Source organism: Cupriavidus sp. WGlv3 (assembly GCF_023952475.1).
GTDB classification, from domain to species: Bacteria; Pseudomonadota; Gammaproteobacteria; order Burkholderiales; family Burkholderiaceae; genus Cupriavidus; species Cupriavidus phytorum.
This window is the reverse complement of the sequence record NZ_JALHRX010000042.1, coordinates 1-13291: the sequence shown is the minus strand read 5'-3', so window position 1 is coordinate 13291 and position 13291 is coordinate 1. Positions and strand designations below refer to the sequence as shown.

General features: G+C 63.7%; 6 protein-coding genes. 1 reads left to right on the top strand and 5 read right to left on the bottom strand.

Features of this window, described 5'->3' with window-relative positions:
* Positions 1-2094: 2094 nt before the first annotated feature.
* From MKD38_RS29550 to MKD38_RS29530, 5 genes are all read right to left on the bottom strand, one after another.
* The gene (locus tag MKD38_RS29550; RefSeq protein ID WP_012354632.1) at positions 2095-3945 is read right to left on the bottom strand and encodes a site-specific integrase; all 1851 of its coding nucleotides are present in this window, start codon (positions 3943-3945) and stop codon (positions 2095-2097) included.
* A gap of 384 nt (positions 3946-4329) precedes the next feature.
* On the bottom strand, positions 4330-4689 hold the full coding sequence (locus MKD38_RS29545) for a hypothetical protein (protein WP_012354631.1): 360 nt from the start codon (positions 4687-4689) through the stop codon (positions 4330-4332).
* Positions 4690-6001: 1312 nt separating this feature from the next.
* On the bottom strand, positions 6002-6823 hold the full coding sequence (gene istB / locus MKD38_RS29540; protein WP_012354629.1) for an IS21-like element helper ATPase IstB: 822 nt from the start codon (positions 6821-6823) through the stop codon (positions 6002-6004).
* Positions 6820-8316, bottom strand: a complete 1497-nt coding sequence (gene istA, locus MKD38_RS29535; protein WP_012354628.1) for an IS21 family transposase — start codon at positions 8314-8316, stop codon at positions 6820-6822. Before istA ends, istB begins: the two co-directional genes overlap by 4 nt.
* Before the next feature lie 2040 nt (positions 8317-10356).
* Entirely contained in the window at positions 10357-11307 is a 951-nt protein-coding gene (locus MKD38_RS29530; protein WP_012354627.1) for an aldose epimerase family protein, read from the bottom strand.
* 1343 nt (positions 11308-12650) lie between these two features.
* On the opposite strand from MKD38_RS29530, the gene MKD38_RS29525 reads away from it, so the two are divergent.
* Positions 12651-13283, top strand: a complete 633-nt coding sequence (locus MKD38_RS29525; RefSeq protein ID WP_012354626.1) for a response regulator — start codon at positions 12651-12653, stop codon at positions 13281-13283.
* Positions 13284-13291 lie beyond the last annotated feature (8 nt).

The following is a 13291-nucleotide window of genomic DNA, read 5'->3' as shown; positions in this document are numbered from 1 at the left end:
TTTTTTTTGGCCGCGATCGGCTAATCGGCTGCTACGCGGTGCTACCGTATCGGGCAGGGTCGCCTTCACTCGCTCTGTAACGGCGGCTCCCAGCGATTGGACAGATGGCCCGATTTGGGACTGACAGGCCCATGGGAGTTTCTGCTCGGTCCGGCGCATTGCAGGAGGGATGCTACGCGGGAAGCGTACCTGCAATCTGCAGTGCAGAGGACTGGATGAATGTGCGAGGAGCTGTGCGACCGCTGCATCGCGACGGCTGTCCGAAGTTGGGACAGTCGCACAGGAGCCTCGGCGGCGGGGCATTGGCGCCTTGTTCGCCGCGACAATAGTGCGGTGGGCGGAGGGTCGGACGCAGAGACTGTTCTGAGTTGGGACACCCCCGGTAAGCGCTGAGGCATTTGAGCGAGCGTCGCTACGCGACGAGCGAAGCCGGTCAGTCAAACCGGCCGCGGCCGAAAGGCCTCATGCCGTCAGGCGCGATGTGGGACAACGCTGTGGTTCGCCGAAGTGGCGAAACTCTGGGCGATCCGGCCAACTCGGCCCCATGGCCAACGCGGCGGCGAGCGGCCAGCCGCGGGCGTCCGGGAAATGGCCCCGCCCCTCCGGGTAGCAAGGCTGGCCCGAAAGCCGGCGGTCGCACCCGCGGCTGTAGCCTTCCCGGTGTCCCAAGTCGGGACAGTTTCTTGCGCATTCCAACGCAGCCGAGGTTGTCCCAACTAGGGACACCACGTCTTAGGGGCTCTGCCAGCGATGCCAACCCAAAGCGCGATCCCTACCGTTTTGCAGTGATGCGCTCGCATTGAACGTTCACGGTCATACCGCCGGCACTTGTCCCAAGTGGGGATGGTAGCGGCCAGGAAACTCGCGCTCACGCGCGCGTCGGTAATGATGGCGAGGAGTAGTGGACTTGGCCTCGAGAGGTAAGCCGGCAGGCGGCAACGTGGGACACGGTGAAACGTTGGCGAAACTGTCCCGACTGGGGACGCGGAGATGCCGCAGCTGGAGGCCACCACTGTTTCGGACGAGTCTGGCTGCGGTCCCAAGGAGCACAATGGCCGCTGCAACCTGCAGGTCAGAATCGCACGTCGCAGCGACGCTGCCGGCGACCCTATGTCGTGCCGCCGCTGAGACTGTCCCAACTCGGGATACTTTTTGAGGGGAGATCATCGAAGCGATTTGTTCCATCACTGTATCCGTGCACGGGCTTTCCCGAGTCAACAAAGTCGTCGCTATGGCGGCTGCCAGAAGGAGCCACGGTCAGGCGCGGCGCCTCGCGCCGAAGCTGGGCTGGGCGCCGTGCGATCCATCCAGACTCTGTCCCGTCGGCAATGACCTGGCCGGCGGCAAGGTGACACGCGGGGGAACGCGCAAGAATCTGTCCCGACTTGGGACACCGGGATGGCTACTGCCGCAGCCGCGACCAGCGCTCTTTCGGGCGAGCGTCGCGGCCGTCCCCCGGGACGACATGGCCCTGCCCACCTACAGGTCGGCTTCGCACATTACACCGACGCTGGCGGCAGACCTATGTCGCGCGGCAACCAAGACTGTCCCGACTTGGGGCATTTGTTCAGCGGCGTCAAAAAAACGGGGCGTTCCGCCGCCGTACCCTTGGAGAGGCTGTCCCAAGTTGGGACAATGGCGATATGGTGCCGGCGCAGGCCGCTCGGTAAGCGGCGCCTATCAAGGACGCAACCTTCTCAAGTCGCTATGATGTGCTTGCGTTGCTCGGACTCGGAGAGCGGCGACTCTCCCCGGCGGCTGTCCCAACTCGGGACAGCCGCGCCCCGGATCGGCTTACCCGCGCGACGTGCCTACCAGCCAATTGGAATCTGAGGTCGCAATGACGTTGCTCGCGCCAATCGTTAGCCTTGACGTGGTGATGCTTCCGTGGGCATGGGATCAAATGGCCGGCTCGCCGATGTGGAATGCTGACCTTGGCGCCGCTATCCCAGAAGTCGCCACGGCCCGCCGTGACCACCCAGACGAATGAGGGGATACGCAGCAGCCAACAGCGGTCGCCGTGCAAGACGGCTGGTGCACACAAGCTGCGGCGTCCGCGCCAAGTCGGGGGGCATCCGTTCCCGGGGCAGCGCACTAACTGGGGAAGAGCTTCGACACCGCAGCGAGGCCGCGCGCGCGTTCCGCTCGGACATACAAAGAGGTCGTTTGCAGTGAGGCGTGCCCTAATAGCCGTTGGAGGACGTCCGCAGGCATCTCGTTGGCCACCGCATGAGTAGCAAACGTATGCCGCAGCGCGTGAGGCGCAGCCCGGCGCAACAGGTCCCGCTCTGGCTCGGTCATGGGGAGCGAGGCGTCGTCGGCGATGCGCTGCAGCGTCGCCGTCAATAGCTGGTACAGGCCATCCGGTGAGAAGCCCTTGCCAGTGAGGACCGATTCGCCGTCCGTCAAGCTGAGATGCTTCGCCTGGGCAGTACGTGTCGACGGCACCACCACCGGGGAGAGCAACGCCAACGCCTGATCGGCGTTCTCGAAATCGTGGCCGCGGTCGGCCCAGTGCGCGCGCAACGCGTCGATGGCGCGCGCCGGCAGGAACACGGTGCGCCATTTGCTGCGTTTGCCGAGCAGCGCCAGTTCCCACAGGCCAGCGGGGATGCCGGCTTGCTCCGGCACCGGCTGGAGGTGGCAGCGCTGCGCGCCGGCCGCCTCTTCGCGGCGTGCGCCACTGCAACCGAGCAGTAGCACGGCCGCGCGCGCCAGGCGGTACTGGGCACCGGGCGCGTCGGCATCCTTTGCGGTCAGCGGCGCGGTCACCGGTACTGCGGGCCATTTCGCACAGAGCTGGTCGAGGATGCCACCAGGCTGCACCAGTGCCGTCCATAGCTGCCCCGGCAAGGCCTTCTCGACCGCGATCGGCACCTCCCGGCGCGCCGTCAACGGATCCGGGACCAGCAGCCAAGGGTTGCCGCCCAGGTAGCGCACCCCCACGAGCCAGGCAAAGAAGCCACGCAGCACCAGTACCGCGTAGCGCTGGGATTCCGGCTTGAGGGCGCCGGCGAAGGGGCGCCAGCGGGCCGAGCTGCGGGGCGCCTTGGGGCCGACCCAGGACGGATCCGGCTGCGCCAGGAAATCCTTGTAGCGCTCGCAATCGTCGACGCCCACGCTCGACAGCGCGATGCGGCGCACGCCCACGCACCAGAGCAGGAAGCGCTCCAGCTCCTTCTGGTAGGCGCGCGCGGTCTTGTTGCGGTCGCGGAAGCGATACAGGTAGGCCTGGATGGCCTCGAGGTCGTTTCGCGCGGCAATCAGGCAGGAACCTGGCGCCCGGTTGCGGCCCTCGCTGCCGTCGAACATCGCCACGACCCGTCCCATCTGCTCCAGCGGCACCAGCTTGCGCGCGAGATCCGGGCCCAGCTCGACCAACGCTGCCTGCGGCGTGTCGTCGACGACCGCGAGCGGCCCCAGCGTCGCCGCCTGGGACTGCAGCCAGCGCTCGATCGCGCGCGCCTTGCCGGCCCCGAGCCGCGGCACCGGCAGGTACCAGCGCCGGCCCCGCAGCGCGATGTAGGCGTGCAGTTGCCCGAGCGTCTGGATGTGCTCGTGCCGCAGCGCCCGGAACACGATCGGACGCAGCCAGGCCGACACCGGGTCGTCGGGCTGCGGCGCGGAAAAGTCCTGATCGGCGGCACGCACCAGATAGTCGATGGCCGATTTCGGCCAGCTGTTGAAGCGGCGCGCGTCCGCCAGGCTCGCCGACAGGTACGGGTTGCTCAGGCAGACGCGCTCGACCAGGTGATCGCGCATGGCATCGAGCCGGGCTTCGAGTTGCGCCGCGGTGTCGATGCCGGCGGCGTGCAGCGCCTCTTCGTCATAGACGCGCGCCAGGATCTGTTCGGTCGGGATGCGGTTGAGCCGGAAGCGCAGCGCCGTGAAGTCGGCGCGGGTATAACGCGGGGTGTCGGCAGCGACGAGGTTATGTTGGGCCATGGCAGGGAAGAGAACGGCAGCAAGCCTATCTTACCTGATAATAATGGCGGGATGACGCTTTCCGCGCGGCGCGCGCGAGGATGAATGACAGTCGGGAAGGGGTATTCAGGTGGCGTCGCAGGCGGGGCAGCGACGCCATTTTCGGCTACACTGTGAGAATCGCCGCACACGTGGCGGATCTCAAGCGGTGTCAGCGCCGCGTGTCTGCGGGCCTTGTGGCTCTGCGGGCCTTGTGGCGCCGGTTCCGGCACCTCCGCCATCCCCGGTTTTCCCAAGTGCCGCCTCAGAAACCCGGTAAATCCCGTAAAAATTCAAGCCTGATAATGTGGGTTATCAGGTAAGGCCATCCACCGGTTCTTACGTCACTTTCACAGCGCACGCCGCTCACACACCTGAAGTTGTCTCCGCTTGCACCTGAAGTTGTAGCTGCGGACGGCCATGATGCATTCGCGCGGACCGGGCGATAGCGGAGAAGGGCGAACCATAATCCCATGATAGCTGCTCGGGGCGATTCGCTCGCGGCCAGCCATAGATACGACCGTCCGGATGCGGCGCCAGGCAACGTTCGGTCAGCAGGCGGTACACCTGGCCACGGCTGATGCCCGCCTTCTCGCGAATATGCTTGCCATCGGCACCATTCAAATAGAGCCGAACCGCGCTGACGCGGGCAAGAAAGGTCACGCGCTGAGGCTCTGGCAGGGCTTGCTCATCGACCGTGGGCCACGTGGCCAGATTGATCTCCACTTCCGACTCTGCCGCAGTACTTCGGGCCCGTAGATGTATTCTGGCGCGCACCCTACGGCCCTCCCATCCCGCTCCAACAAGACACAACATTAGGTGAAACGGCGGCAGCGATTACAACTTTCGGTGCGGAAGGGCACAGACGCGCTCAGGTAGAGTGTCGCGCAACGCACTGATTCGGGGGATTTCCTGCCAAGTGGGATAGGGGAGGGTTACAACATATAGGTGTGCAAGCCGCGCCTGCCGCATTGCTTTGTCAGCATGCGGGGCCGCCGTCCATTCGCCGGCATCGCCGCCGCGAAGTCGAGCCAGCCGCTGGGCATGAGGCGCGCCAGCCAGCCGCTGTCACGCCACGATGTGTTGGGCGCCGCATGGCAGGCAAGCCAGTGTCGCGTCGCGGGATCGGCATGGTCCGCGCCGCACAGCCGACAATCGGCTTGCACGGGTTCAGTAAGCTGTCCCACGGTCCCGGCCGGCGGCGAGCGATCGGGCCAACGCCGTTGTTCAATGCCCGGTTCGGCCGCACGTCCCCACAGCAGCTCGATGAATGCCTACCGCGCGCGGCGACTGCTGCCGATCCACGCGCTGATCGCCAACGGATCGCACGCGTCGATGAACCGGAACCGGGCCACCCACCTCGCGCCGTCGGGAGCCAGATGGCGGCGCACGTGGCGGGCGAGCGCCCCACCGTCGTGGTCGGCAGCGACGGCCAATACGACGGCTTCCCTCGCTCGGGTTGCCAAGTGGCGGTGGCGCGTGATCGCGAGCTGGCGTTAGCCATCGATTGGCCGGTCAGCCGCTCCGCATGCCGTTGCCTGAAACGGCGCGCCGCAGTGCAGCGGTCCAGCATCTGGCAAGTCACGGCGACGTCGAGGCGCTGATTCGGTATGCGGAAACGGCGCCCGGCGGTCTCGTTCCCATATCTGTGTTGTCGCCGCTCGCGGCGACGGCGTTCGTGCAGACGACTGCAAACCGGGGGGAGAGCGAAGCACGCGGACCGTAATCCTAGATAGCGGCTCGGGACGTTTCGCCAACTGCCTGAATTCGTCCGTCGTGCAAACGCGCGACAAAGGCGCCGACAGCTTCTCGGTAAACCCAGAACCTGGTGCCGCGCTCTAGCCCGCCGAGCAGTCACCGCCTGTGGAGGGCGCCGGGCGGGGCGAGGGCGGCAGCGCCCGTCCAGCCTTGAGCGTGCCATTGCGAGACAATGCCACGCGGCGTTGACGGTGCCGCATGGCGCGATGTAGAGCGTCAACTACTTTGGCCGGTCAAACGACAATTATCTTGGCCTGTCGGCTGGGGTAATTGTCGCTCGTCAGGTCGTCATTGTTGTCGCTCCTTCCGGTTCGGTTTCGGGTAATTGACGCCGCCGCGCACGCTTGTTGTCGCTGGCGTTGCGGCGCCGGTAGCTTTCGACGTTCAGCTCGAAGATCGTCGAGTGATGGACCAGGCGGTCGATGGCGGCCACCGTCATCGACGGATCGGGGAACACATCGTTCCAGCCCGAGAACGGCTGATTGGCCGTGATCAGAAGACTTCGCCGCTCGTATCTCTCTGCGATCAGCTCGAACAGCACGCTCGTCTCCGCCTGGTCCTTGCGCACGTACGACAGGTCATCGAGGATGATCAGGTCGAAGCGGTCCAGCTTGCCGAGCATCGACGGCAACTGCAGGCTTTGGCGGGCCACCTGCAGCTTCTGCACGATCTCGCTGGTGCGCGTGAACAGCACGCGGTAGCCGGCATCAATCAGGGCGTGACCGATGCCGGAGCCGAGATGCGTCTTGCCGCCGCCCGGCGGCCCGAACAGCAGGATCGTGGCGCCTTTCTCTAGCCATGAGTCGCCGGTCGCGAGCGCCATCACGTGGGCCTTCGAGACCATCGGCACCATGCCGAAGTCGAAGCTGTCGAGCGTCTTGGTCGGATCAAGGTGCGATTCGATGCGATGTCGTTCGATGCGCCGTTTGACCCGCTCGGCGAGTTCGTGCTCGAGCAGTGCGCCAAGCAACCGCGCGGCCTGCCAGCCCTCTTTGTCAGAGCGCTGTGCAAACTCGGGCCATAGTCGGCCGATCGTCGGCAACCGCAGTTCGTTGAGCATCAGGCCCAGGCGCGCGGCATCGTAGGTTGCAGGCATGTTCATGCTGTCACCTCCGCGTCGAGCAACGTGTCATAGAGCGACGCCGCTGGCGTCTCGACGACTACCTCCGGACACTGCGCTTGCCGCGGTGCGAACTCGCTGCGCAGTTGTTCGAGGTCCGGTAATTCGCCCGCAGTCAGCAAGGCCTCGAGCCGGGCGGCAAGGACGACCTCGACGCCGTGGTTCGCGGCGAGATCGAGCAAACCGACCATGGTCTTGCAGGCATCGCGCTGCGTCATCCGGGCTTCGAGCTGTTCCCAGGCCCGGCGGTACGCTTCGCGTGGGAACAGGTCGTCGCGGAACGCCAACCCCTTGAACGCCTGGGGCTTGCGCTTGAGCTCGTCCACGAAGTGCCGGTAGTCAAGCGCGCGACGACGGCTGTTAGCGGCATGAGACCCACGCGCGGTGCTGTGCACCAAGGCCCCCGACAGATAGCAGTCGATCCGATCGGGGTAGATCCGCACCTTCAGCCTGTGGCCGATCAGGCGCGACGGCGCGCTGTAGAGGATGCCGCGCACCGTGAAGGTGCCGCAGCGCGTCACGCGTGCCTCCTCCTCGACGAAGTCGGTAGTGCGCCGCAGCGGCAGATCCTGCAAATGTTCACGCTCGACGTTGAACGCGGCGGCGTTGCGGCGGTTGCGCCGCATCACGACCTCGCGCACGAAGTCCTCGTAAGCGGTGCGATCTGCGAAGTCGCGATGGCCGCGCAGCATGAGAGCCTGGTCGACGGCTTCCTTCAGATGGCGATGAGACGACTCAACGCTGCCGTTCTCGTGAGCCACGCCGACGTTGTTGCGTGTGCCCGTCATGCCGTAATGCTCGAGCAGCGCGGCGTAGCGGGCCGTGAAGTCCTCTTGTTGCTGCAGGTTCTTGAACGCAGCCGACAGGCTGTCAGTGCGATGTTCGCGCGGGCAGCCGCCGGCCTGCCAGAGCGCATTCTGCAAGCCGTTAGACAAGGCTTCGAAGCTCTCGCCGCCTTCGACGACGCCAGCGTATTCCCAGTGCGAGAACGCAAGCACGAAGTGATACAGCCTGTGCCCGAACGGCGCGCCGGCGACGGTCACGTGCAGATCGCGCATGTCGGTGAAGTCCGACAGGCCCTGCACGCCGGGCAGGTGTTCCTGCGGGAAGAAGATCTCCTTGCTGGGGCCCTCGATCGCGCGCCACTGGCTAACGCGCCGTTCCAGCATGCGTCGCATGCTGTCGGGGAACCGATCGGGATGAGCCTCCTGCAGCTTGGCCAGCAACGTGACTGCCTTGAGCCGGGGCGAGAGGCGCAGCAGCGGCACGATCTCGCTGTCCCCATCAGCAAACGGATCGGAACGAGTGCGCCACGTGCGTGGCGTCTTCTGCGACGGCAGATGGTCGCGGTGCTCGATTCGCCGCGCTGTGCGGACGCTCATGCCGGCCATTGCCGCTGCAACTTCCTGGGTGTGATGTTTGCGCTTGTTCATGAAGAGGCGGACCTGCTGGTCCGTAATGTGGATCCCGGACATGGCTGTTCGCTTCTTCTTGAAGGCAATCAGCCATCCTAAAACCCCCTCCGCCCGGCGCCGCCGGTGGGGCAGTGTCTCCGGCGGCTACGCCGCCTCCGCCACTGCCCCACCGGCAAAGATAATCGTCATCAAACCGGCCAAGATAATTGTCGCCGTCTAGCGCGATAACCGCAGGCCGGGCATTGGCTCCAATAACCGGCTCAACGACGCAGGCAGCGTGACGGCGCCTGGTACCCCAACGGCCACAGAGCGGGCCGGTCGCGAACTCGCTAGCGTCGGCGCATGCAAGCCGCCGTCCGCAAGCGTATCGCGGACGCGGCGCTCCGCCAGCGCTCAAAGCCAGGCGTGGGGTCCAATAGCGTCGGCCTGCGACCGCCTCCGAATACGAGAGGTACGTGAGGGCATCGAGCCACACCACTAACGGATTCATCGCACTATGTCCGCCGGCACCATGCGAGGGCGGTGGCACAACTCGGGGGCAAAAAGCGCAGCCGATCGCAAGCCGCAGCTGCCAGCCGGCCGTCAGGACCCGACAACGTCATCGGAAATGCCCGGCCGCAGCGACACTCCGCACGCTGGGCTCCGCGTGGATCGGACAGTGCTGCAGCCAGCGCAGCGCAAATAAGTCTGCAGCCAGCCAGAGGGGACAGACTCTGGCTACGGCGCCGAAGAGGGCGGGCCGCAGGCCAGCCCTCGCTTCTTCGAGCGTTGACCATTGGAATGCCCACTAACGCCGCGAGTCGCTCCCGATCAAGGCGGGCCGGTGCCGGCCGTGGTGATCCCAGTCCGCCGCATGAGCGTAAGCTGGCATGCCCAAAGCCCATTGAGTGCGCTGACCCCGTGCAGGGTGTGGCTCATCTAGGACACATAGGGCAGGATGCTGTCGCGACGCCAGGTTAAACACGGGGTTCCATCACATCTGCATCGCGCTGCGTTCATTGTGCTGTCGTGCCGCAGTGGCCGACACTATCGCCATCAAGATGCGATGACCGGCATGCCTTGACCAACTGCCGCCACGCATTCAGTGATGTCGCTTCCTCAACGCCCGCGCCGCGGCCAAGCGTAGCAGTACGTGGCGGCAGACATGGCGCACCGTCTTTATCGGAAAATTGACTGGCCAGGCAATAACCCACCGGCAGGCAATCGGTCATGGCATGCATCAGCGCGGTCGCCCTGTCGCAAACCGGAATCCCTGTGCACAACGCACCGGCGGATGGCTTGCCGTGAACGACAGGCCAAAGCCCGTCGGCCACTCGCTGCCGAGCCACAACCATTCTCGCTGCGACATCCTGTGGACTCCGTCGATGACGCGGATCACAAAGCGCCCGCCATCGTGGCTGGCCGACTCGATCCAGCCTTCCAGCAACGTGTGGTGCCGCGTTTTCCAGACTCAGTGGATGAACCACGGATACAATGTGTTGAATCTTCACGGCGCATGCAAGCGGCCGCCTTCAAGCGCGTCTCGGACGGGCCGCTCCGCCAGCGCCCCCAAGCTGAAATTATGCGCTCGCCGTTGCGGCGGTACAGCACGGCCGAAGGTAATAGAATCACTGACGGGCCAAGCCCGCAAAGAGCGATAAGGAAGGATCGCCGCCTCGCGAACGAGGTCCTGGGATCCGGAAACGACGAGCCGACCGTATTCGCAGCACATCGTGAACCTACTTACAGGTCAATGCGAACGCCATTCACCCCGGGTTCTTCCAAGCATAGGCCCATGAAAAAACCGCCTATTGCGGTAAGCAGCCCTGCACTGGGCAGATTCGCCGTGTCCCCGAGACTTCCGGCTGGACCATGGGCACTTAGTTGTGTCCCCATGTGGTTACTAACTTGGAGTCTTAAGCTTAAGTAGTATCAGACCACCGCGCGAAATCCGGGGGTGATGGACGACGTTGAAAGTCAACGGCACGATTCCCATGATCGAAAGGAGCGGTGTCGGAGTTTTCAACCTAGCGACAGACTGATGCGCTAGGAAAGCAACAGAATGATTGAACACGAACGCACAAGGAGCAATTTCCGGCAAGGCGACTTGAAGTACGTTTATCACGTCGGTGCCACTTCATCGTCTGAGCGAACTTTGGCCAACGCGAGGAGATCTGACGTGACGCGCAACCGGCACACCGCGCTTTCCTTCTGGCCGGGCTCGATCCAGCGCAGGCCGAGGCCGTGGTGGATCGCATCGGGCAGGCCCACCCACGGCTCCACGCAATAGAAGTCGGCGGTCTCAGTCTCGGACCATGTGGTCACGGCATGCCATGGCGCGCTGCCGGGCTGGTTCAGTTCGAAGCGGATTTTGCGCCCAGGTATGGCCAGCGTGGCAGACGGGTTAGCGCGGAAGGCGTGGAGGGCGTCCTGCAACCGTGGGTCGTCGAGCCGGTATGTTGGCTCGCCCGGCTCCGCGCACATCGGGCTGCCATCCGACCGCTGGCGCAAGCGCTCGGTGCGCGGCAGTGCGAGCGATGCTGCGGCGCGCTGTGAGTGGGGCAAGGCGAAATAGAAGTGGTGACCGGGATAGCAGGGCAGGCACTGCGTGCCGGTATTGATGGTGCGCAGCGTGACTTCCAGGCCATCGGGCAGCAACGCGTAGATGGCTTCAAAAACGAAGGCGAATGGATAACCTGCGCGCGTTGCCCCACTGTCGCGCAGCGTCATTCTGATGGACGCGCGACCGTTGATGGCGCTAACCTCAAACGGAAGGTCGCGCGCAAAACCGTGCAGCGCGAGCGAATGCACTTTCCCTTGCGAATCACGCCACTGCCCCGGGTTGCCCTTGACAAAATGCCGGCCGGCAAACGGAAACAGCAGTGGATTGCCGCCGCGGACCTTGGCGGGGCAGCTCCAGTCAGCGGCGTCGGGCCAGTAAAGGATATCTTGCCCTCGGTGTACCCAGCGGACCAGGCGCCCACCATGTTGAGGTGCCAGCAGCAGATAGGAGTCGGCGTGGCCAATCCACACCAGCGGGTGACCCTGGAAGTCTTCGGTTGGCAGATGCATGGTTGTGGTGATGGGTGCGAAGGCCCCATGATAAGGCAGATGTCGCCGGCACACTGCCCCCATGCTGATTGAGCCCGCACATGCCTTGAGGAAGCGCGCAACGTGGCTGGCGATGCCCTGCGGCGCATAGCCCACAGCGATCAGGCACCACTCCTTCAGGTCCGACAGCGTGCTCAGCAAGCGGGGCGCTGGAGCGATCTCGTTGAACATAGCACAGCGTCATCCAGCAAAACACTCAGGGCACGTATGATTGCCGGGCTCAAGTAGTCCAGATCGAAAATCATGCTTCGCGCACTTCTGACACAGTCTTCCATCATGCGGTGCAATTCATCCCTTAGCCACGGATAGCGCGAGCTGGTGCTTCCGGAGGTGGGCGGGCTGCTAATGGGCACCACAGCGCGCTGCGGCGGCAGTCCGCCAGAGGGCAAGGGCCACGCGGGCCGCGCCGGAACTGCATCACCAGCGGTGCGGCGCTTATATGCCATCACCGCATCCGACGAATCGTGCCGTCTCGGCGGTACGAAAAAGTCCGCTGCTTCTCGAGCATTCTGCAGCGGGTATCTGAGAATTTTTCAGCGCTCACCTATCAGTGCTCTGTCCCTGCTTGAGCGCGCCTATAGCACTGCCGGCGATCTTCGGCACGCCGCTCACAAAGCTGGGTCACCCATGTAAAACCGTGGAGCGTGATTAAAAGAACTTTGAGCACGACAGCGCGTCTCCAGTGAGAGCCGGAGTGACGCATTCAAGGGGCGAGAACTCATTGTCGGCATGGCTATTGCTTAACTCGCGCGGTCTGCCGCTCGCTAAAAGTAGGAAGAGCCTGGCAACGCATTGGTTATCGATCGTCATACCGGCGGTGCACGACCGCCAAAGTGCTCCATGCGCGCGCCGTTTATTCACATTCAGTTTCCCCGCTTGCGACACATAACCAAATTTTTAAGTCACTTACTGTGCATTCAAAGACGACGTCCCTGCGGAAGGAGCCGCGCCGGTCATGTAGACGGGAAGCTCCTTTCGCCCCGGGAGTACAGCGAAGCTGCCGTTAGACTTGCGCGCACCTACTGGTGATCAAACCTTCCATCGGCGCTTTCTACAAGACGGCGCCCTAACGCAAGGCACGAATACGCGCCGCTAGAGTTCACATCCGGCGTGGCAAGGGGATGGCCTCTGTCGATCTATCGATGTATCCCATATCCGAACACCAGGGATATGGCGTACCATGTTCCTTCCTCCCCCAGCAACGGATGTCGGTGTTGATAATAGGGTTTTGAAAGACCAAGTATCGACACGATCGCAGTGCTGTTGCGGGCGCGTCAATTTATAGCCACCAATCCCTGTCAAGCATGATTCGAGTTCTTATTGCTGAAGACCACGCGATCGTCCGCAGTGGTCTAAAGCAAATTGTGGCGACCACGACAGATATCGTCGTCTCAGGCGAGGCCGCGGATGGCGCCGCTGCGTTGGAGCAATTGCGCACCGGAGAGTTCAACCTTCTCCTCTTGGACATGACTATGCCCGGTATCAGTGGCATCGACTTGATTCGGAGGGTTCGTCTCGAATGGCCGAGTCTCGTCATCCTGGTTCTCAGCATGCATAACGAAGCACAGGTCGCTTCAAGGGCCTTACGTGCCGGGGCATCTGGATATGTGACAAAGGATAGTGACCCGGAGATCCTCCTTGGGGCAATACGAAAGCTTGCCGCAGGGGGCAAGTTCATCGATCCGGCGTTGGTCGATGCCATGGTGTTTCACCAGAGGGGCACTGACGCGCCAGCACATGAAGTGCTGTCTGATCGGGAATTCCAAGTGCTGCAGCGGCTTGCTACAGGGCAAACCGTCAACGAGATCGCCGAGTCACTATCGCTAAGCGCTAAGACGATCAGCACCCACAAGATGCGGCTGATGCAAAAGCTGGGGCTTCAGAACAACGCCGAGCTTATTCGCTATGCAATTCGACATGGATTCACGCAGGAATGAGGTCTCTA